The sequence below is a fragment of the Pedobacter sp. genome, assembly GCF_965227205.1.
Classification (GTDB): Bacteria; Bacteroidota; Bacteroidia; order Sphingobacteriales; family Sphingobacteriaceae; genus Pedobacter.
On record NZ_OZ245727.1, the window covers coordinates 1,681,125 to 1,702,871 of the forward strand.

General features: G+C 35.4%; 23 protein-coding genes. 9 read left to right on the top strand and 14 right to left on the bottom strand.

Annotation, left to right across the window (positions count from 1 at the left end; translation table 11 throughout):
- Window positions 1–14 precede the first annotated feature (14 nt).
- Entirely contained in the window at window positions 15–740 is a 726-nt protein-coding gene (pgl, locus tag ACO05K_RS07260; protein ID WP_421943781.1) for a 6-phosphogluconolactonase, read from the top strand.
- Window positions 741–816: 76 nt separating this feature from the next.
- Here pgl and ACO05K_RS07265 read toward each other — a convergent pair whose 3' ends face one another.
- From ACO05K_RS07265 to ACO05K_RS07275, 3 genes are all read right to left on the bottom strand, one after another.
- On the bottom strand, window positions 817–1,698 hold the full coding sequence (locus tag ACO05K_RS07265) for an exopolyphosphatase (protein ID WP_421943782.1): 882 nt from the start codon (window positions 1,696–1,698) through the stop codon (window positions 817–819).
- Window position 1,699: 1 nt separating this feature from the next.
- Window positions 1,700–3,757, bottom strand: a complete 2,058-nt coding sequence (gene ppk1, locus ACO05K_RS07270) for a polyphosphate kinase 1 (protein ID WP_421943783.1) — start codon at window positions 3,755–3,757, stop codon at window positions 1,700–1,702.
- Window positions 3,758–3,855: 98 nt separating this feature from the next.
- Window positions 3,856–4,521, bottom strand: a complete 666-nt coding sequence (locus ACO05K_RS07275) for a hypothetical protein (RefSeq protein ID WP_421943784.1) — start codon at window positions 4,519–4,521, stop codon at window positions 3,856–3,858.
- 75 nt (window positions 4,522–4,596) lie between these two features.
- On the opposite strand from ACO05K_RS07275, the gene ACO05K_RS07280 reads away from it, so the two are divergent.
- From ACO05K_RS07280 to ACO05K_RS07295, 4 genes are all read left to right on the top strand, one after another.
- Window positions 4,597–5,088, top strand: a complete 492-nt coding sequence (locus ACO05K_RS07280) for a YajQ family cyclic di-GMP-binding protein (protein WP_421943785.1) — start codon at window positions 4,597–4,599, stop codon at window positions 5,086–5,088.
- A 29-nt stretch (window positions 5,089–5,117) separates the two neighbouring features.
- A complete protein-coding gene (locus ACO05K_RS07285; RefSeq protein WP_421943786.1) occupies window positions 5,118–5,567 on the top strand; it encodes a GNAT family N-acetyltransferase in 450 nt (149 codons plus the stop codon).
- Window positions 5,568–5,623: 56 nt separating this feature from the next.
- Window positions 5,624–6,220 carry a DUF4142 domain-containing protein gene (locus ACO05K_RS07290; protein ID WP_421943787.1) on the top strand — a complete coding sequence of 199 codons (597 nt, stop codon included), beginning with the start codon at window positions 5,624–5,626 and terminating at the stop codon, window positions 6,218–6,220.
- A gap of 152 nt (window positions 6,221–6,372) precedes the next feature.
- Window positions 6,373–7,986: a S8 family peptidase gene (locus ACO05K_RS07295; RefSeq protein WP_421943788.1), complete on the top strand. Its 1,614-nt coding sequence runs from the start codon at window positions 6,373–6,375 to the stop codon at window positions 7,984–7,986.
- Window positions 7,987–8,058: 72 nt separating this feature from the next.
- Here ACO05K_RS07295 and ACO05K_RS07300 read toward each other — a convergent pair whose 3' ends face one another.
- The 4 genes from ACO05K_RS07300 to ACO05K_RS07315 form a co-directional block, all read right to left on the bottom strand.
- Window positions 8,059–9,105 (bottom strand): NAD(P)-dependent alcohol dehydrogenase, encoded by a 1,047-nt coding sequence (locus tag ACO05K_RS07300; RefSeq protein ID WP_421943789.1) that lies wholly within the window; start codon window positions 9,103–9,105, stop codon window positions 8,059–8,061.
- A gap of 88 nt (window positions 9,106–9,193) precedes the next feature.
- Window positions 9,194–11,323, bottom strand: coding sequence for a xanthine dehydrogenase family protein molybdopterin-binding subunit (locus ACO05K_RS07305; protein WP_421943790.1), 2,130 nt, complete (start codon window positions 11,321–11,323; stop codon window positions 9,194–9,196).
- On the bottom strand, window positions 11,323–12,306 hold the full coding sequence (locus tag ACO05K_RS07310) for an FAD binding domain-containing protein (protein WP_421943791.1): 984 nt from the start codon (window positions 12,304–12,306) through the stop codon (window positions 11,323–11,325). Before ACO05K_RS07310 ends, ACO05K_RS07305 begins: the two co-directional genes overlap by 1 nt.
- Window positions 12,303–12,926 carry a (2Fe-2S)-binding protein gene (locus ACO05K_RS07315; protein ID WP_421943792.1) on the bottom strand — a complete coding sequence of 208 codons (624 nt, stop codon included), beginning with the start codon at window positions 12,924–12,926 and terminating at the stop codon, window positions 12,303–12,305. Before ACO05K_RS07315 ends, ACO05K_RS07310 begins: the two co-directional genes overlap by 4 nt.
- Window positions 12,927–13,181: 255 nt before the next feature.
- Here ACO05K_RS07315 and ACO05K_RS07320 point away from each other — a divergent pair, with 255 nt between their 5' ends.
- The gene (locus tag ACO05K_RS07320; RefSeq protein WP_421943793.1) at window positions 13,182–13,832 is read left to right on the top strand and encodes a YceH family protein; all 651 of its coding nucleotides are present in this window, start codon (window positions 13,182–13,184) and stop codon (window positions 13,830–13,832) included.
- Here the strand turns inward: ACO05K_RS07320 and fabF are convergent, their stop codons facing one another.
- Genes fabF through ACO05K_RS07340 form a run of 4 tightly spaced genes read right to left on the bottom strand, consistent with a single transcriptional unit; the run spans window position 13,833 to window position 16,729 of the window.
- A complete protein-coding gene (gene fabF, locus ACO05K_RS07325; RefSeq protein ID WP_421943794.1) occupies window positions 13,833–15,083 on the bottom strand; it encodes a beta-ketoacyl-ACP synthase II in 1,251 nt (416 codons plus the stop codon).
- 4 nt (window positions 15,084–15,087) lie between these two features.
- The gene (locus ACO05K_RS07330; RefSeq protein WP_421943795.1) at window positions 15,088–15,312 is read right to left on the bottom strand and encodes a DUF2798 domain-containing protein; all 225 of its coding nucleotides are present in this window, start codon (window positions 15,310–15,312) and stop codon (window positions 15,088–15,090) included.
- Between the two features lie 13 nt (window positions 15,313–15,325).
- Window positions 15,326–16,093, bottom strand: coding sequence for an SDR family oxidoreductase (locus tag ACO05K_RS07335; RefSeq protein WP_421943796.1), 768 nt, complete (start codon window positions 16,091–16,093; stop codon window positions 15,326–15,328).
- A gap of 48 nt (window positions 16,094–16,141) precedes the next feature.
- Window positions 16,142–16,729, bottom strand: a complete 588-nt coding sequence (locus ACO05K_RS07340; protein ID WP_421943797.1) for a TetR/AcrR family transcriptional regulator — start codon at window positions 16,727–16,729, stop codon at window positions 16,142–16,144.
- Window positions 16,730–16,939: 210 nt separating this feature from the next.
- Here ACO05K_RS07340 and ACO05K_RS07345 point away from each other — a divergent pair, with 210 nt between their 5' ends.
- From ACO05K_RS07345 to ACO05K_RS07355, 3 genes are all read left to right on the top strand, one after another.
- Window positions 16,940–17,851, top strand: a complete 912-nt coding sequence (locus tag ACO05K_RS07345; protein ID WP_421943798.1) for a helix-turn-helix domain-containing protein — start codon at window positions 16,940–16,942, stop codon at window positions 17,849–17,851.
- 82 nt (window positions 17,852–17,933) lie between these two features.
- Window positions 17,934–18,767, top strand: coding sequence for an SDR family NAD(P)-dependent oxidoreductase (locus ACO05K_RS07350; protein ID WP_421943799.1), 834 nt, complete (start codon window positions 17,934–17,936; stop codon window positions 18,765–18,767).
- Between the two features lie 102 nt (window positions 18,768–18,869).
- The gene (locus ACO05K_RS07355) at window positions 18,870–19,715 is read left to right on the top strand and encodes an SDR family oxidoreductase (RefSeq protein ID WP_421943800.1); all 846 of its coding nucleotides are present in this window, start codon (window positions 18,870–18,872) and stop codon (window positions 19,713–19,715) included.
- 212 nt (window positions 19,716–19,927) lie between these two features.
- Here ACO05K_RS07355 and ACO05K_RS07360 read toward each other — a convergent pair whose 3' ends face one another.
- The 3 genes from ACO05K_RS07360 to ACO05K_RS07370 form a co-directional block, all read right to left on the bottom strand.
- On the bottom strand, window positions 19,928–20,533 hold the full coding sequence (locus ACO05K_RS07360; protein WP_421943801.1) for a thioredoxin family protein: 606 nt from the start codon (window positions 20,531–20,533) through the stop codon (window positions 19,928–19,930).
- A gap of 7 nt (window positions 20,534–20,540) precedes the next feature.
- A complete protein-coding gene (locus tag ACO05K_RS07365) occupies window positions 20,541–21,008 on the bottom strand; it encodes a TlpA disulfide reductase family protein (RefSeq protein ID WP_421943802.1) in 468 nt (155 codons plus the stop codon).
- Between the two features lie 148 nt (window positions 21,009–21,156).
- A complete protein-coding gene (locus tag ACO05K_RS07370; protein WP_421943803.1) occupies window positions 21,157–21,651 on the bottom strand; it encodes a C40 family peptidase in 495 nt (164 codons plus the stop codon).
- Window positions 21,652–21,747: the final 96 nt, after the last annotated feature.

Consider the following 21,747-nt stretch of genomic DNA (forward strand, 5'->3'; position numbering starts at 1 on the left):
CCAATTCATAAAATATGAACCTACTTATTTACAAAACGCTGGAAGAATTAAACCAGGATCTAGCCGATTATATAATTAAAATTGCTGAAGTAGCAATCGAAGAAAATGATCGCTTTAATTTTGTTTTAACTGGCGGAAACTCACCAAAAGAGCTTTATAGAATTTTATCTGTTGATTGTAAGGACAGAATTGATTGGGAAAAGGTTTATTTCTTTTTTGGAGATGAACGTAATGTTCCAAGCAATGATGAAAACTATAACGGTTTAATGGCGAAGAAAAATTTCTTTGACAATTTAAATGTTGCAGAAGATCATATTTTTTATGTTGATACTACACTTGCTCCAGAAAAAGCAGCTATTGAATACAAAAAAAGTATCGATAAGCATTTTAATGGAAGCGATATTGTCTTCGATTTAGTTTTGTTAGGAATGGGTGATGATGCACATACTGCTTCTATTTTCCCTTACACCGATTTGGTTAAAAATGAAGAAGTGACTGTTGATGCTGTATTTGTAGAAAAACTAAATACTTATAGAATTAGCTTAACTGCACCATTAATTAATAAAGCTGAAAATATTGCTTTCCTTGCTTTTGGAGAGAACAAAGCAGAAGCCTTATTTCACGTAATTGGTGATGAAGAAAAGAATTTTGAAAAATATCCGGCTCAATTAATAAATCCTATTGACGGAAAGCTGACTTGGTTTGTTGATGAAGCAGCAGTAAAGCTTTTGGAAGGATAAAACATTAAAATGATTATGCATAAAAAAAGGGATAACTGATGTAGCTATCCCTTTTTTGTGTATATCAAAATCAGTTTTAGTCTAATTTTTCTTCTATCAATAACTTAATAATACCATCTGCCATACCAACCTTTGGAACATAAATCTGCTTAATTCCGGTCCATTTCATTAAGGTCAAATAAATTTCACTAGCTGGAATAATTACATCTGCCCTATCCGGATTTAAACCTAAAGTATTTATCCGTTCTTTTAAAGAATAGCTTATTAATTTATTATACAGCGAATTTAGTTTTTGCAGAGACATTGGTGCGCCATCTTTTTCATCCGCCATGCGGAAAAGTTTATTAATGTTACCTCCTGTACCAATTGCTGCAAGATTTTTATAATTTTTGGTGTGATGCTTAACCCATGTTTTCATTTCATCCCAGGTTTCTTCTTTATCTTGATTATCAAGCATTCGAATTGTACCGATGTTAAAAGATTTTGAAGCCTCTGGTGCGCCATTTACAAAAACAGAAAGTTCTGTACTTCCTCCACCAACATCAATATATAAATACGTTTTGCTTTGCTCTAAATCTTGCTCAATATGGTTCGCGTAGATAATATTCGCCTCTCTTTGCCCCTCAATAATTTCTAAATCTAAATCAGTTCTTTCTTTAATTAGCTTTACAATATCTAGTCCGTTATCTGCTTCACGCATTGCTGATGTTGCACAAGCCAAATATTCTGTAACATGATAAACATCCATCAGGTTTTTAAATGCAAGCATAGTTTTAACCAAATCTTCGGTCTTCTTAGCTGATATTTTTTGGTCTAAAAAGGCATCGTCACCAAGGCGCAATGGAACTCTTATTAATGTGTTTTTTTTGTATTTAAATTGGCCGTCGTGTTTACTGATGTCAGCGATTAAAAGTCTGACAGCATTTGAGCCTATATCTATAGCAGCGTATCTTAGCATATTATTGATGTTTGGTTTTCAAGTAGTTATAGATATCTACCTGAGCCCTTGTTTTCTTACTTAATCTGTTTTTGTGGTATTTGTTATTGTTTAATGCATTCATTTGTCTGGCTTTAGTATTATCCTGCAATTGCAAATCAATAATATCCTGAATTTCCTGTTTAACATCAGGATCTAAAACCGGAAACCCAACTTCCACTCTATGATCAATATTTCTGCTCATTAAATCGGCTGATGATAAATACATATCATTTTTGCCGTTATTGCTGAAAATGTAAACTCGGGCATGTTCTAAAAACTTGTCGATGATGCTAATTGCCGAAATATTTTCGCTAAATCCCTTAACACCAGGAACAAGGCAGCAAATTCCTCGTACAATTAACTGAATTTTAACACCTGCATTGCTGGCTTCGTAAAGTTTGTTAATAATGCCTTCATCAGCCAAACTATTAACTTTTAGTAAGATGTAAGCTATTTTTCCGGCTTTGGCATTTCTAATTTCCCGATTGATAAAGTTGGTTAACCGAGAACGGCTCTCCAATGGAGAAACAATTAAATGCTTAAATCCTTTAGTTACGGTTCTTTTGTTCAATGCATCAAAAAGCTTCACCAAATCGTTAGTAATTTCCTTTTTTGCAGTGAAAATACTGTGATCGCAATATATGTTAGCCGTTTTTTCGTTGAAGTTTCCAGTTGCAAGGTTTGCGTAATAAACAGGTTTTTCTTTCTCGATACGCTTAACCAAACAGATTTTAGAATGAACTTTATAATCTGTTAAACCGTAATTTACTTTTACACCTTCTTCCATTAAACGACCAGTCCAAAAGATATTGGCCTGCTCATCAAATCTTGCTTTCAATTCCAATAAAACAGAAACTGCTTTACCATTTTTTGCCGCATTAATTAATGCATTTATTACCTTAGAATTTTCTGCAAGGCGATACAGTGTTATTTGTATTTCGGTTACTTTCGGGTCTATCGCTGCCTCACGCAGGAATAAAATAATATAATCGTAAGATTGATAAGGCAGATTTATCAGGTAATCTTTATGTGCTATTTTATTAAATATACTTTCAGTACGATGCAAACCATGAACCTTTAAAGGCACATTCGGCGTGTATTCTAATTCCTTGGGACCGACGTTAGGAAAGGAGATAAAATCTCCAAATTTATGGTAGCGATTTCCTGGTATTAAGCTTTCTGCTTCTAATTTTAGTTTATTCACTAAAACAGTAAGCATATTTAATGGCATAGCAGAATCGTAAAGCAAGCGCATTGGTTTTCCCTTTTTACGCTTCTCTAAGCTACTTTTTAAATCATCAATAAACTTATCATTAATGTTTTTATCAATATCCAGTTCAGCATCTCGTGTTAACTGGATTGAAAAAGCCTCAAGACTATCGTAAGTAAAAACATAAAAAATATCATCAAGGCAATAGCGAATAATGTCTTCAGCTAATATGATAAATTTTAAATCATTAGTTTCTGGAAGCACCAAAAACCTTGGTAAATTTGGTGGAATTTCAATTAAAGCATATTTCTCTCTAAGCTTGGTATCCTTTTTAGAAAGCTTAACAAAAAAGTACAAAAACCTATCCTTCAACTCAGGAAAAGGTTTATCCAAATCGAGCATTATAGGCACCAAATTGGATAAAATTTTATCTCTGAAATGATTTTTTACGAATTCGCCTCTGCTAACATTTAGTTGCGTATCGTTTAAGATAAAAATACGGTTTTGAGCCAATTCGTTAATCAAAGTTGCCTGAAAAAGCTGATCGAACTTACGCTCTTGCTTTACAACAATATTTTTAATCTCGTTAAGAATCTTTTTTGGGTTGAAACCTAATAGTGCTTTTGCTTTATCATTAAGGTTTGTTAATCGGGTCATGGTAGCTACCCTAACCCTGTAAAACTCCTCCAGATTAGAAGAAAAAATAGAGAGAAACTTTATTCTTTCTATTAACGGAACGCTTTCATCAGCGGCTTCTTGTAAAACCCGTTCGTTAAAATATAACCAGCTAATTTCTCTATTAAAAAAAGGTAATTTCTTCTTGCTCATCTATAAAAATAAAAATCCCTGTTAAACAGGGATGCTCAAAACTGCAAATTAATTTGTTAAATCGATGTTAATTCATAACCTCATTAATGTTAACAAATCTACTTCTTAGTAGTGGGTTTTGTTACTTTTTTAACAGCCGTTGCTGCTGGAGCTGCTGTTTTTTTTACAGTGGAAACTGGTTTAGCCGCTGTGGTTTTTGTAGCTGTTGTAGTTGCTTTAACTGGAGCTTTTGCTACTGCAGGTTTAGGTGTTACTGTTTTCTTAACCGCACTTGCAATTTCTTTAACTGCTGGCACTGTTTTTTTTGCTGTAGTAACAGCTTTTTTAACTGTTGCAGCAGTTTTAGTTTTTGCATTTGACAGTGCTTTTTCAGCCTTTTCTTCTGTCGCAATAGCACCAACCTTAACGCTCTGAACAACAGGCTTAGCTTTAGAAACGGCTTTTTTAACAACTTTAGCAGCTGTTTTTTCAACTTTAGCTACACCCTTTGCAACTGGTTTTTTAACTTCTTTTTCTTTAGTTTTTGCTGAATGAACAAGTTCATCAATTTTATGCCCAACATCAGCTTTTATAACGGTAAACTTTTTAGTTAGTTTTTTAGCAACACGCTTACTTGCTTTGCCAATTTCAGTGCTTATTTCCGAAGCATCGTGACCAAGCCCTTTAATTACTTCCAGAAATTTATCGGTAATAGATTGCTCCAACTGCTTTTTAACCTCTTTTTTTGTTACTTTTTTTTGAGACTTAGATTTAGTGGTTTTCATATTATTTTTCGTTTTTTTGTGGGATATAGTAATTTCTATTAAATCTACTTATTTTTTTACTTTAAAGCTAAAACCATGCCTTCTTTTGATATTGTAAGTAAAGTTGATGCGCAAACACTTGATAACGCAATAAACAATGCAAAAAAAGAAATTTTGAATCGTTTTGATTTCAATAATTCTAAAAGTACAGTCGAGCTTGATAAAAAAACCAACACGATAACTATTGTTACTGAAGATGACATGCGCTTAAAAGCAATTGAAGGTTCGATTATCTCGAGAATGATGAAGCAAAATTTAGACCCAAAAAGTTTAGATTTTGGTGATGAACAACAAGCTTCCGGAAATATGATTAGAAAAGAAATCAGCATTAAAGAAGGTTTAGATAAGGAAGCTGCAAAAAAAGTTGTTGCGAAAATAAAAGCAAGCGGCTTAAAAGTTCAACCTTCAATTATGGATGATCAGGTTAGGGTTACAGCTAAAAAGATTGATGATTTGCAAGCAGTTATTAACCTTTGCAGAAATGAAGATTTCGGTCAGCCGCTACAATACATCAACATGCGTAACTAATTTTAACGAAAAATTAAGTATTTACACTTATGGAGATTAAGGAAAATGGTTTTGTTTTTTCTGATAATAAGGAACTGCTAAATATCGATTCCATTCATCAATATCTAAGTGAAGAATCATACTGGGCAAAAGGGATTCCGTTAGAAACCGTTAAAATCTCTATTGAAAACTCTCTTTGTTTTGGAATTTACAAAGATGATTTACAAGTTGGTTTTGCAAGATGGATTACGGATAAAGCCACTTTTGCATGGCTTTGTGATGTTTATATCTCAACCGAATACAGAGGTCTTGGGCTATCAAAAAAATTAATGTCTTTTATGATTTTCCATCCCGATTTGCAAGGGTTACGCCGTTACCAACTGGCAACTTTAGATGCCCACGGTTTATACGAACAATTCGGTTTCAAGGCATTGCAAAATCCTGAAAGGCAAATGGGAATTGTGATCTCAAATGCGTATCAATCTGAAGCCGAAAAATAGCTTAAAAAAACCTTTTTATATGTTTCTTGTTTTCAAATTAAACAAAAACATAACAGATGAAAAAGATATTCTTTATTGCAGCAGCAATTTCTGCGGCTGCAACTTTCCAGGCTTGTCAAACTGCAGATAAAAAATCATCAACAACAAAAGATAGTGTTGCAGGCGATACTACGATGGTTAACGGTGTACACACAACGGGTGCTGAAAGTACAGCAACTGGTTTAGATGAAGAAGGTGGAACATTTTTAAGGAAAGCTTCTGTAGGAGGAATTATGGAAATTGAAGCAGCAAAAATTGCGCTCACCAATTCGACTAATGCAGAAATTAAAGGTTTCGCTCAGCAAATGATTACCGACCACACCAAAGCAAATAAAGAATTAAAGGAATTGGCATTAAAGAAAAAGGTAATTACTCCTGATGGTTTACCTGCTGATGAACAAATTCATTTAGATGCAATGAAGAAAATGAAAGGTGTTGATTTTGATAAACACTACATTGCCATGATGGTTACCGACCATGAAAAAACCGTAAAACTTTTTGAAGACGGAAAGCAAAATAGAGATTCAGAATTAAAATCCTGGGCAACAAGTACGTTAAGTACAATTGAAGCGCATACAACTAAAGCCAAAGCAATTGCTTTAAATATTAAATAAATTAAAAATAATGCATAGAAATCCTGCAACTTGTTCAAAGTGCAGGATTTTCTATTTTATCAATCCGTCACAATAAACTAGAATTTTAATCTACTTTACCGAATTAAGAAAATTAAACCTATATTTTGCCGTTTAATACAAAAATTACATTAATGAACACGAATAAAATTTGCAAATCGATATTTAATATCGCCTTGATTAGTGCGTTACCATTTGCTGCTTTGGCACAAAAGCCAAACTGGCAAAACCTTGATTTAAAAACAGATACAACTTTTGGCATAAGTACTGAGAAAGCTTACAAAGAGCTTCTTAAAGGAAAAAAATCAACAAAAGTTATTGTTGCAGTAAATGATGGTGGTGTTGAAGCCGTACATGAGGATTTAAAAAGAATTATGTGGGTTAACCCAAAAGAAACTGCCGGAAATGGTAAAGATGATGATAACAATGGTTACATCGATGATATCCACGGTTGGAATTTTATTGGTGGTGCAAAGGGTTCAGTAGACCATGAAACTTTAGAATTAACAAGACTTGTTCGTCGTGATCAGGCTCGCTTTGCAAATGTTACAGATGCAAAAGTTACTGAAAAAGACAAGAAAGATTATGAAGCATTTAAATTATTGCGATCTGATTTAGAACAAAAACTTGGTGAAGCCAATCAAAATCTTGCCGGGCTAAATGGTTTTAAAATTGCTTTAGATAATGTTGTTAAAAAGATTGGTAAAACTAATCCAACAGCTGAAGATTTCGCGAATTTTAAACCTTCCACAAATCCAGAATCACGTATTCAGGAAGTATTATCTGATGAATTGAAGAAAAGTACATTTGCCGAATTTTACGATTCTCAAATTACTGAAGGTGTTAAATACTACACCGAACAGATTGAATACAACTTTAATGTAGGTTACGACCCGAGAAGTATTGTTGGTGATAATCAAAATAACGAAACTGAAAAAAACTACGGAAATAATGATGTAACAGGTCCTGATGCTGGTCACGGAACTCACGTAGCCGGAATTATTGCAGCCGATAGAACCAATAAGTTAGGGATTTTAGGCGTTGCCGATAATGTAGCAATTATGGGTGTTCGCGTTACACCAAATGGCGATGAACGTGATAAAGACGTTGCAAATGGTATTCGTTACGCGGTAGATAATGGCGCAAAAGTAATTAACATGAGTTTTGGTAAAGCTTACAGTTGGAACAAGGCTGTGGTGAACGATGCCATGAAATATGCAGCTTCAAAGGATGTTTTGATTGTTCAAGCGGCTGGTAATGAAAATAAAGATATCGATACAGAAAACAACTTCCCTAACCATAAAGATTTAGATGAAAAAACAATCGCATCGTGGATTACAGTTGGCGCATCTGGCCCGAAAGATGATGAAACTTTAAAAGCTAGTTTCTCTAATTTTGGCAAAACTCAAGTTGATGTATTTGCTCCGGGAGTTAAAATATATTCTTCAGTTCCAGGTTCTAAATACAAAAACCAAAATGGTACAAGTATGGCATCTCCGGTTGTTGCGGGCTTAGCTGGCTTAATCCGTTCATATTATCCTAAACTAACAGCTGCACAAGTAAAAGAGATTATTGTTAAATCTGTTAGTAAGGTAAACCACAACGTATCTTACAAAAAAGGAGAAAATGAAGATGGAGAAACTGTTTCAGTTCCATTTTCGGAATTATGTGTTAGTGGCGGAATTGTAAACACTTACAATGCTTTAAAATTAGCTGCTACTTATGGTAGTAAATCTACTGCAAAGTAAATTTCAGCAGTTGTAAAACAAGAAAAGCGAACCGACTTGGTTCGCTTTTCTTGTTTATGCAATTTAAGTTTTCTAAACAGTATCCATATCAATTACGAAACGGTATTTTACATCACTGCCTAAAACTCGTTCGTAAGCTTCGTTAACATAGTTGATGTTAATTACTTCAACTTCAGAAACAATATCGTGTTCTGCACAAAAATCCAGCATTTCCTGAGTTTCTTCGATGCCACCGATACTTGATGCGGTTAAAACTCTGTTACCATGCATTAAAGCTGAACCAGGAAATTTTAAAGGTTCTGGAGGTAATCCAACACAAATATGAACACCATTTACATTTAATAATTTGAAATACATTTCATAATCATGCGGAGCAGAAACTGAATCGATGATAAAATCGAAGTGCTTTGCATATTTTTTTAATTCTTCTGGGTCTTTGGTAATCACAAAGTGATGAGCACCTAATTTTTTAGCATCAGCTTCTTTTGAAGGCGAGGTACTTAAGACAGTTACATCAGCACCAAAAGCAACAGCAAATTTAACAGCCATATGCCCTAAACCGCCTAAACCTAATACTGCAACTTTATGTCCTTTTGTAATTCCCCATCTTTTAATTGGCGAATAAGTTGTAATGCCTGCACAAAGCAATGGCGCTACTCCGGCTAGTGGAAGTTTTTCAGAAACACTTACAACAAATTCTTCAGTACAAACAATTTTATTCGAGTAACCACCATAGGTTGGCGTCGTTTTATCGCGTTCTAAACTATTATAAGTCCAAACCGTTTCCCCTTTTTCACAAAATTGTTCTTGTCCACCTTTACAAGTTGGGCATTCTTTACAACTGTCAACCATGCAGCCAATACCCGCAAGCTGACCAACTTTAAACTTGGTAACATCAGAACCAACTTCTGTAATACGACCAACAATTTCATGACCTGGAACCATTGGATAACGAGCAGGTCCCCATTCGCTACGCACCTGGTGAATATCTGAGTGGCAAATTCCACTAAATAAAATCTCAATTAATACATCCTTTGGTCCAACGTTTCTTCTTTCGAAATTCCATGGAGCCAATTTATCAGTTTGGCTGTGAACAGCATATCCTTTTGCAGCTATCATATATTATATTTTATGTCAAACAAAGCTATATAAACTGCTCGTCATTGCGAGGCACGAAGCAATCTTAATGCGTTTGTAATTTGTAAAATTAACTCGCTAAAATCTTATCAGGCGTAATAGGCAATGTTCTAATTCGCTTTCCTGTGGCATTAAATACAGCATTTGCAACAGCAGCAGAAAAACCAATCAAGGCAATTTCACCCATTCCCTTTGCTCCCATCGGATTAATATACGGATCGGGCTTGTTAATGAAATGAACTTCGATTTCCGGAATATCTGCATTTACCGGAACATGATAATCAGCAAAATTGTTGTTAATGTATCTGCCATAACGATGATCAACAATGGCTTCCTCATGCAATGCCATTCCTACCCCCCCAACTGCACCACCAACCATTTGACTACGTGCTGTTTTCGGACTGATAATTGTGCCCGAATCGCCTACAGAAACTATTTTATCAACCTTAACCACGCCAGTTAAGCTATGCACTTTTACTTTCACAAAATGGATGGAAAAAGAATACATTGAATAATCTTCTCTTTCCTTACCTGCTTGAGATTGTTTGGTAACTTCTATTGAAGGAAGATTGTTTTTTTTCAGCACATCAACAAAATTTGATGTTGCATCCATATTTGAATTAGCCGCAAGCTCTGCAATTGTTGATTTTAAAGAAACGCAAACATCATTTACAGCAGAACCGACTGTAGAAAGCGTTGCTGAACCACCTTGGCTCGGTGCTGGTGGCAATGATGAATCGCCTAATTCGAATTTAATTTTATCAACAGAAATACCTAATAATTTGCTGGCAATTAAAGTCATTCCGGTTCCCGTTCCTGGGCCAATATCACTCGTTGCACTTTGCAATACCAATGTTCCATCAGCTTTTAAAATACCTTTTACACTTGCTCTTCCTCTATTTGCATTAAAAACACCAATACTTACGCCAAAACCATATTTCCATTGACCATCAACTAAGCTTCCCGGTTTATTTTTTCGTTCGATCCAACCAATTTTCTGAGAACCTACGCGGTAAGCTTCCTTTATATTTTTATCTGAAAAAGGTTTATTCCGTTGCTGGTCCTTTTCAGGGTCATTTTTAATTCTAAATTCCAGCGGATCCATGTCTAAAGCATGCGCCATTTCATCAATTGCACTTTCTAAAGCAAAAGCTCCGGTTGCTTCTCCAGGTCCACGCATCCAGATGGGTACGCTTAAATCTACCGGAACAACTGTATATTGGGTATTTACATTATCACATTGATACATAAACTTAGCCATGTTAACCACACCTTCCGTGAAGTTTTCATATACAGAAGTTTCGCCAAAAGCCCGATGTGTAATTCCCGTCAACTTTCCATCCTTATTTGCACCTAAGCCGATGGTTTGTACAGCAGCCGGTCGATTACCAACCATTGTAAACATCTGCATTCTGGTAACCATTAATTTAACAGGTTTCGAAATGTGTTTTGAAGCCATAATCGTAGCAATTTCCAATGGCCATGTTCTTAAAGCCATACCAAAACCACCACCCACAAACTCAGAATTTACCTGAATATTTTCTATTGGGATTTTAAATACATTAGCAATAGTACCTTGTGTTGCTTTTACACCTTGAGTTTTTGCATAAACTGTAACCTGATTATTTGGTCGCCAATCCGCAATTATCCCGTGTAATTCCATTGGATTATGGGTTTCAATTGGAATATGATATTTAGCTTCGACTTGAACCTCTGCAGTTTTGTAAGCATTTTCTACACCTCGTTTGTAATCTGGTTGCCCCTGAAGTTTCTTTGCTTTTGCATCGCCAACGGCTTTTTCAAAATCAGTATTAAAATCTTCTTTAGCATAACTCGCCTTAACCAGTGAAGCAGCGAAAGTGGCTCTTTCGAATGTATTTGCTACAACAATTGCTATCGGCTGTCCGTTGAAGAAAATTTTATCCGTGTAAAAAATCTTCATTGCAGGTCCACCTTCTTGCTCGTATGCAGGAGCATATGGTTTATTTAAGTGTGAAATGACTGAAATTACGCCTGGAGCTTTTTCTGCCGCTTTAGTATCTAGGGAAATAATTTTGCCTTTGGTAATAGTGCTGGTTACTAAAACACCATAAGTTAATCCTGGCAATTCATATTCTGCAAAATACTTTGCTTTACCGGTTACTTTGAAAACGCCATCAACTCTATCGTTTTCATCGCTATAAAAAATCTTTTCCATCATTACGCTTTAGATTTTGCAACAGTTAACGCTTCGATAATAGAGTTAGGAGCCATTTGAAGCTTGAAATCGTTCTCTCCAAACCCTTTAGCATCCGTCATGGCTAATTTTGCAGCCTGTTCAAAATTTTCTATTGATGGTTCTTTTCCTTTCAAGAAATTTTCTGATGCATTTAAACGCCAAGGTTTGTGTGCTACACCTCCCATTGCCAATCGAATATCTGTAATTTTATTATTTGAAATTTCCATTCCGGCGGCCACAGAAACTAAGGCAAAAGCATAAGAAGCTCTATCTCTAACTTTTAAATAATATGAATTTTTGGCAAGAGTATTTACCGGAATTTCCAAACGAATAATCATTTCATCTGCTTTTAAGTTATTGTCTAACTGAGGTGTATCGCCTGCAAGGCGATGAAAATCTTTAAATAATATTTTACGTTCTCCCTTAGAATTTGCAAGTACAACAACCGCATCTAAAGCTGTTAAAGCTACACACATATCGCTCGGATGTACAGCGATGCATTTATCGGAAGTACCAAAAATAGCATGCATACGATTAAAACCACCAATGGCGCCACAACCAGAACCGGGTTGACGTTTGTTGCAAGGCATTTCGGTATCGTAAAAATAACCGCAACGGGTTCTTTGCATCATATTACCGCCAACAGTAGCTACATTTCGTAACTGAGCAGATGCACCAGCATTTAAAGCCATTGCAAGCAAAGGAAGTTTTTCTTTTATTAAGGCATTTTCTGCAACTGCTGTATTTGATGTTAGTGCGCCAATAATAATTTTATCACCAATTAGCTCAATGTTTTTTAACGGAACATGATTGATATCGATTAATTTCTCAGGTGCTGTAACACCTCTTTTCATTAAATCAATAAGGTTTGTACCACCGGCAATGAACTTAGAATTTTTATCTTTAATAAGTAAAGCCAAAGCCGATTTGGCAGTAGTTGTTCTCAGGTATTGAAAATTTATCATGCTTTACTTCCTCCTTTCGAAACCTCAACTATTGCATCAACTATGTTAGGGTAAGCCCCACATCTGCAAATATTTCCACTCATATATTCACTAATTTCAGCTCTTGAATTTGTATGACCTTCGTTAACACAAGCCACTGCAGACATAATCTGTCCAGGTGTACAATAACCGCACTGAAAACCATCATGTTTAATAAAAGCAGCTTGCATTGGATGTAATTCTTCTCCATTTGCTAAACCTTCGATGGTTGTTATTTTTTTCCCCTCATTCATTACCGCCAAACTCAAACATGAGTTTACTCTTTCTCCATTTACATGAACGGTGCAAGCACCACACTGACCGTGGTCGCAACCTTTTTTTGTTCCAGTTAAGTGAAGTTCTTCTCTTAAATAATCTAAAAGCGTAACTCTTGGCTCAACAGAACTTTTATAAGCTTTATTATTAACGGTAAGATTTAATGGGATTTTTTCAAAAAGCTCAGCGAAACGTTCATCAGCTTGGTTTTCGGCGGCTTTAACAGCAGCAGCCGGAGTGAGCGCAATTGCGGTTATAAGCGAACTTTTCTTGAGGAAATCCCTTCTAGTATCGCCCTGACCAACATTTTTATCAGAAGATTGCATAAAATATGTTTTGAGATGTTGTTGTTTTCTAAAGTTCGACAATCTAAATCGCAAAAAGCACACATTTAGGAATTTAGAATAATTCTAATAAGAGAGGAATTCTTAAGATTAAGTTTCTGAACATCGTCATGCTGTCCCGAAATTTCGGGATCAGCATCTTTCTTGCATTAAGACCCTGAAATGAATTCAGGGTGACGACATCCGATTTAAACAAAATAATTTCTAAAATGTGATCTCAATTTCTATTTTTATCAAATGGAAGAAAATAAGCCACTACCCGATTTATCAGCAGAAGAACAACGCGTTTTAGGTTCGTTAATAGAAAAAAGCCGGACAACGCCCGATTATTACCCAATGACTTTAAACAGTTTAACGGCGGCTTGCAATCAAAAAAGTTCGAGAAATCCGGTCATGAATTATGATGAGGAAACGGTTACCTTAACTTTAAATTCCTTAAAAATAAAAGGCTTAATCTCAACTGCTACAGGCGGTTCGAGCAGGGTTATTAAATACAAACATAATCTGGGTATTGTTTACCCTTTAGTTCCTTCTGAACTTTCTATATTATGCTTGCTGCTTTTACGTGGACCGTTAACGCCTGGCGAAATCAACAGTAATTCGGGCAGGCTTTACGAATTTGATACTATTGAAGAAATTTTAGAGCAACTGCAAAAATTATCAGAAGAACAACCCGCTTTTGTTAAGCTACAGCCAAAAAAGCCTGGACAAAAAGAGGCAAGATTTATTCATTTGCTTGGTGAGCAAGCCGAAATTCAGGAAGCAGAGCATGAAACTCAACAAACAACAATTTTCCAACCCAATGAGGAGCTGGAAAATCGTATTTCAAAATTAGAACAAGAACTTGAAGAATTAAAAGAACTTGTTAATCTATTAATGGATAAGTAATTAAGCTTCGTATTTCTTGAAAATAGTACTTGCTACATGTCCACCGAAACCAAATGTATTATTTAAAACATAGTTGATTTCTTTTTTAATTGGCTCGGCCAAAACAAAATTTAATCCTTGAGGAATTTTTTCATCCAGCTTTTGGGTATTAATAGTTGGCGGAATAATTCCATCTCTTATAGCCAGAATACTGATTAAACTTTCTACCGCACCAGCTGCTCCAAGTAAATGGCCAGTCATGGATTTTGATGCGCCGATTACCACTGGTAAATCGCCAAAAACATTTTTAACGGCAACAAGTTCGCTGATATCTCCTAAACCAGTTGAAGTTGCGTGAGCATTAATGTAATCGATTTTATCAGCAGAAATATTCGCATCATTTAAAGCTTTTTTCATACCTAAAGTGGCACCAATACCATCAGGAGGAGTTCCGGTTAAATGGTAAGCATCGGCAGCCATTCCGCCACCAACAATTTCTGCGTAAATGTGCGCACCACGATTTAATGCATGTTTTAATTCTTCCAAAATTAAAGCGCCTGCTCCCTCTCCCATTACAAAACCATCACGGCTTTCATCAAATGGCCTGGATGCAGTTTCCGGACTATCATTTCTTTTAGATAAAGCTTGCGCAGCACTAAAACCGCCAACCGATGCCTCTGTAATTGCCGCTTCCGAACCACCTGCTATCATCACATTTGCCTTACCCAAACGAATGGTATCAAAAGCATTTATAATTGCTGTGTTAGATGATGCACATGCAGAAACCGTACAATAGTTTGGTCCACGCAGTTTATGGCGAATTGAAATTGCACCGGCTGCGATATCTACAATCATCTTTGGAATAAAAAACGGACTAAACCTTGGCGTTCCATCACCTTGATGAAATTCTGCCAGTTGCTCTTCAAAAGTAGTAATACCACCATTTCCTGTTGCCCAAATTACACCAACTTCAGCCAATTGGTCGTCAGTCATGATTTTAAAATCCAATCCTGCATCTGTAATCGCCTGGTCGCTTGATGCGATGGCGTATTGCGTAAACGTGTCAAATTTCCTGGCTTCTTTCCTATCCAAAAAAAATTCGGGATTAAAATCCTTTACTTCGGCAGCAAAATGTGTTTTAAATTTAGAAGTATCGAATTTAGTAATAGCACCAACACCACTTTTACCATTCAAAATATTCTCCCAAAAGGTTTCTACTGTATTTCCAAGTGGCGTTATTGCGCCTAAACCTGTTACAACTACTCGTTTCATTTTATTAGTTTTTATTTTGTCCTGCGTACAGGTAATCAACGAAAGCTTCCACTTTTGGTGCAATAATCAAAATAGCAGGAACTGCTACGATGTAAGAAATGCTCCATGACTTTAGCCAAATCTGTAAAAAAGTTGCACTAAAACCTAAGTTTACGCTTATCGCCGCAAAGGTGACAATTCCTGTTGTGAAAATTGCCATAATAAAGGCAAAAGTTACTTTCTTTTTCATTTTGATGATTAGATTAGTTACTTGTTTCTAACCAGGCTTTTCTATTTGCATTCATGATGTTTAATGCATCTGTAGGCGATTGACGAAACAATTCATAAATTTTGGCAGTGTCGCCAACTCTAATTTCATAATCATCTTTTGCCAAAGCTTCAATAAATTCATCGGCAACAACTGATGGTTTAATTCCGTTATGCCCGCCAATTTCTTTCGAGAATTCAGTATCAACCAATGGTGGCATCAATTCAAAAACCTTAACAGAAGTATGCTCAAGACTTAATCTTAAAGATGTTGTATATGAATGCAAAGCCGCTTTACTTGCTGCATAAGTTGGTAAAGTTATACCAGGAACGTAAGCAACCACAGAAGAAACATTTACAATTGCAGCTTCAGCCTGCTCTTTCAGAATTGGCAATAATTTTTGATTTAATTTAACAATCGATAAATAATTGGTCAACATTTCATCTTCAGCGTTTGCGAAAGCATCATGGTTTTCATCAGCCAAATTATAAACGATAGCTCTACCTGCATTATTAATAACCATATTCAGGTTCGGGAAATTCTTACTTATTCTTTCAACCAGTTCATCAACCTCATCTGCTTTACTTACATCAAAAGGAATTGCAGTAACATTTTTCAACCCGATTAAAGCACTCTCCAAACGGGCTACATTTCTACCGGTAACGATGACATGATTATTTAAAGCGGTTAATTGTTTAACAATTTCTAAACCGATACCAGCTGTACCGCCGATAACTAATACTGTGTTTTGTGAAGTTTTCATATTTGTATTTATTTTTATACCAATCGGTATATTTTAGTTTAAAATTTTTTAACTTAAGCTATTGATATATTTTTTTAAGGAGTCCATGATTAAATTCCAGTTCTCTAATTTATTGGTTAAGCGGGAAATCATAATACCGCCTTCAATCATGGCAATAACTGTCAATGCAATTTGCTCCGGGTTATAATCCTTTTTAATTTCTTTATTCAGAATTCCTTCTTCTACCAATGTGATTATTCTCTTTTTCCATGATAAAACTGCTTTTAAAGCTTTTTCACGCAAAGCTGGATGTGTATCATCTGCATCAGTTGCAGTATTTAAAATCGGGCAACCACCTTTTGAAATGGTTCCTACAAAAAAACTTTGATACACACTTACATACGCCAAAAGTTTTCCCTTGATTGAAGAATGATTACTCATTTCAGCCTCAATTTGAGAAACATTGTTATTGAAATTATAATCGAATGCAGCCAAAGCAACCTCATCTTTATTAGCGAAGTTCCCATAAATGCTGCCCTTTGTTAAGCCAGTTGCAGCAGTAATATCATTTAAGGAAGTACCCGCATAACCTTTCATATTAAAAATAGGTGCAGTTTTCTCTACAATGAAATTTCTGGTTTTTTCTGCTCTAGTCATGTTGAATGATATTGACGGCACAAATATATACCGATTGGTATATTAAAAACAAATTTATTTATCATTGGATTGTATTTTTAATAATTCGTCATTTCGATTGAAGCGTAGCGGAACAGAGAAATCTTTTAACAATACACTTTTAATAAAGATTTCTCCACTGCGGTCGAAATGACGATTTTCATATTAGTTTGAATTTCGTAACTTTGTTTTATGAGTAATACAGAAAGTCTCGAAGAGTTTTACCAAAAGAAATTCGATTTTTTACCGGATAGCCTTCAAAAAGACATTGGCCATTTTAATGTTTTTAGAATGGAAGATTGTGTTGGCGATGATAAACCGCCGATGAATTACAGCAGAAGAGACTTTTATAAAATTGCGCTAAACCGCGGTCATAATATATACCATTATGCGGATAAAAGTGTTGAAATCAATGGAACTGCGCTTATGTTTTTTAATCCGCAAGTGCCCTACACATGGGAGCTTGCAAGTGGGAAAATGAGTGACATAAGAGGTTATTTCTGCATTTTTACAGAAGCGTTCTTTAACGAGAAAATCCGTGGAAATATTGGCGACTTGCCCATGTTTGCCATTGGTGGAAAACCAGCTTATGTTTTAGATAAAAAACAAGATGAATTGATTTCTTCAATTTTTAAAAAAATGCTGGATGAGATTAGTAGCGAGTATATTTACAAATACGATTTGCTTAGAAATTTCACAACAGAAATAACCCATTTTGCACTTAAAACCAATCCATCCGAAGTTTTATATAAACATCCGGATGCTAATTCAAGGATTACTTCCGTATTCACAGAATTATTAGAGCGACAGTTCCCGATTGAAAACCCTTCTCAACGCTTTACTATGCGTTCGGCTAAGGATTACGCAAGCCAGCTTTCTGTTCACGTAAATCATCTTAACAGGGCAATAAAAGAAACTACTGGTAGAACAACTACACATTATATTACCGAACGTTTACTTAGTGAAGCAAAAGCCTTACTTAAACATACGGACTGGAATATCTCTGAAATCGGCTACTGTTTAGGATTTGAAGAACCTACACATTTCAATAACTTTTTCAAGAAATTAACCAACCACACACCAACTTCTTATCGAATTGTTTGAATTTCGTAATCATCAGTTTGATTAGCGTAATACTGGATTTTAATTCCCAACGTAATTTTGTCTTAACAAAAAGGATAAAAATATGGGACTTAAAAAAGTTTGGTTTGTAACTGGTGCATCCAAAGGATTAGGACTAAGTTTAGTAAACCAGTTATTAAAAGCAGGACAATCTGTAGCAGCAACATCAAGGAATGTAAATGATTTAATTGCTGCTGTAAATTCAAATTCCGAAAAATTTCTTCCATTGGCTGTTAATTTAGGCGATGAAATAAGTGTTGAGCAAGCTATAAATGCAACAATTGCACAGTTTGGAAAAATTGATGTAGTGATAAATAATGCAGGTTATGGCATTGGCGGCAGCATTGAAGAATTAACTGATGAAGAAACCAGAAATGCTTTCGATGTAAATATTTTCGGGACTTTAAATGTAATTAGAAAAGCTAGTCCGCATTTAAGGGCACAATGTTCTGGTCATATCATTAATATTGCATCCATCGCAGGCATTGTAGGCGCTACAGGTTGGGCAGTATATTCAGCAGCAAAAGCAGCTGTAATTGCATTATCAGAAGTTTTAGCTGAAGATGTAAAAGCTTTCGGGGTTAAAGTTACTGTTGTTGCACCTGGAGCATTCAGAACAAGTTTTCTTACTCCAGAATCTTTAGTGTTGGCAAAAAATCCGATTGATGCTTATGAAGATGTTCGGGCTGTACACGCTAAATATCTAAAAATGGATGGCGCACAGGCAGGCGACCCAGAAAAAGCTGCAGCAGCCATGATTTCTTTAGCGAGTATGCCGAACCCTCCTATCCATTTGCTCTTAGGAAAGGATGCTTTGCAAAGGGCTACATCAAAAACCGATGCGTTGACAAAAGAATATCAGGATTGGAAAGCGATAACGATTTCCACAGACTATTAAAACGTTGTTATTACGAAATACCAAGCAATCTTAAAGCGATTGTTGTAGGATTGCTTCGTACCTCGCAATGACGAAAATTTAAACAATTTAAAATCAAAAATCATGGAAAATAAAAAAGTATGGTTTGTTACAGGAGCTTCAAAAGGCCTTGGACTAACATTAGTAAAAAAATTATTAAGCAAGGGTTATAACGTTGCTGCAACTTCAAGAAATTTGAATGATTTATCAAAAGCAGTTGGAGAATTTGAAAACTTCTTACCACTTTCAGTTGATTTAATGAATGAAGAAAGCGTTGAATCTGCCGTAAGCCAAACCATTAGCAAATTTGGAAAATTAGATGTTGTTGTGAATAATGCAGGTTATGGAATGCTTGGTGCATTGGAAGAATTGAGCGATAAAGAAGCTCGTGAGAATTTTGATGTAAATGTTTTCGGTTCGTTAAACGTGATTAGAAAATCATTGCCACAAATGAGAAAACAAGAATCAGGACATATTTTCAACATCTCCTCTATCGGTGGTTTCTCTGGAAACTTCCCTGGGTTTGGAATTTACTGCGCAACCAAGTTTGCTGTTGCTGGTTTTACAGAATCGCTTGCAGCGGAAGTAAAATCATTAGGAATTAAAGCCACAGTAATTGAACCTGGGTATTTCAGAACAGAATTTTTAACATCTGGCTCATTAGCAGTTCCAGCAAATCCGATTGATGCATATAAGGAAGTTCGCGATTCTCAGGCAGCCCACCAAAATGATATCAACAATCAACAACCTGGTGACCCGGCCAAAGCTGCTGATGTAATTATAGCAGCAGCTGATAGCGATAGTGCTCCGTTACATTTGTTTTTGGGTCCGGATGCTTATCATGTTGCCAATGTAAAAATTGCTGATGTACAGAAAGATATGGAAGATTGGAAAGCTTTAGCAACAGCGACTAATTTTGATGAGGCTTAGATACTCAGTAATTGCAAAATGAATAAGATTAGCCATGAAAATGCAGAATACATGGAATTGAAGTAGTTTCTAGGGCATTTCTAAGGCTTTCGTCATTGCGAGGCACGAAGCAATCTTAAGTTAATTGATTTGTTTACTTACCAGGATTGCTTTCCCGAAATATCGGGATAAACTGTACCTCGCATTGAGATTTTAGTGAAAGGGATAAGAAATTATCCCTTTTTCCATTTTATGCTACAACCAACTGCTTTAGTAGATGAAACTGTTGGCTTTTTACCAGTTGATAAATCATTGATAGCATTTTGAACATAATTAATTTTCTCAGGATTCACACCTTCAGAATCATTGTCAATTGCGCCAATATATTCAACAACATTGCCTTTATCTGTTTTACTTAGTAGAAACACATGAGGAGTTTTTAATGCGCCAAATTGTTTCGTTACTATATGATTAGGATCAAATAAGTATGGAAAGCTGAAGTTCTTTGCTTTTGATAAAGCCTGCATTTTCTCAAAACTTTCTTCAGGAACAGCGCCTGCATCATTTGGATTAATTGCAATTACTGGATAACCTTTTGATGCATAAAATGAATTTAGTGCAGAAACTCTATCCTGATAAGCTTTAGCCACCGGGCAGGTATTACATGTAAATACGACGATGAAGCCTTTGGCATTATTGTAATCTGCAAGTGATACAGATTTAGCATCTACATTTTTGAGAGAAAAATCTTTAACAACATCACCAACTTTATAACCTTCGCTTTGTGCAAAAACATAACTCGAGATCAACATAAAACCAATTAGAAATAAATTTTTCATAACAATTTTATTTTAAGTTTAACAAAGTACTTTTCAGTTCTGATTCTGTGAATTCTTTTTCGTAAAAGCGTTTAAACTTTTTATTTACAAACAAAGTTGCCGGAATTGCTCCTGACCATTTTTTATCAATTCGTTCTATATATTGTTGCTGATCGGGTTCATTTAACAAGAAAACTTCAGCTTTAAGGTTGTTTTTCTTTACAAATGGAATAACCTCTTTTTGCAATTTTGATTTAAAATCTAAACTCACCAGAATTACCTTAACAGGTTTTTTCAAATTTGAAATTCTTAATTTCTCAAAGTTTGGCAATTCAGCAACACAAGGCGCACACCAAGTAGCCCAAAAATTAACTACATATGTTGTATCTTTTCCATTCGCAATGCGTTTATCCAAATCATCTAAAGTAAGCAGTTTAACCTGAGCCTCAGCAGAATAAACAATTAAAGATAAGCAGATTATAAAAAATATACGCATAGTTTTATAACGAAAGTTAGTAAGTTTTAGTTTTGATGGTCATCACCAGAACTGTAGCGTAGCGGAAAGCTACAAAGTAAATTATTTCAGTTTTTTTTTTAAAAGTAGATGCTGAACTGAATTCAGCATAACGGCGCTTAAAAATTACTCAATTAACTGAGCCAGATTTTACCAAAACTCTTTGATAAGCTGGTAAACTTAAATCATCTACAATAACACCCCTATTTGTACTTGCATGAACAAAAAAACCATTGTTGAGGTAAATACCTACGTGATCGACGTTATTACCGCCAAAGGAAAAGAAAACCAAATCACCTTCTTTTAAATCATCGATATTTTTTCGCTTCACAAAATTGGCTTGGTCACGAGAAATTCTGGGCAATGTAACACCGTAAATTTCCTTTTCCAGCAGATATGCAAATCCGGAACAGTCAATTCCACTTTTATCCAATCCACCAAAACGATACTTTACGCCCGTCCAATCGGTAATAAACTTATAAAGCTGTTTGCTTTTCAAATTCGACATCGCATTAGCAGCTTTCGAAGCTTTGGTATCGTTTTTAACGGAATATTTTCTAGAACCACAAGCAGTTAAAACAAGTGAGAGTATTAAGATTAACCAAAAGGAGTTTTTCAATTTCATCGTTGTTTTATAATTCTTTAACCACAGATTTACACAGATAGACACAGATATTTTCAATCTAAATCTGTGTTCATCCTTTTTATCTGTGGTTAATTT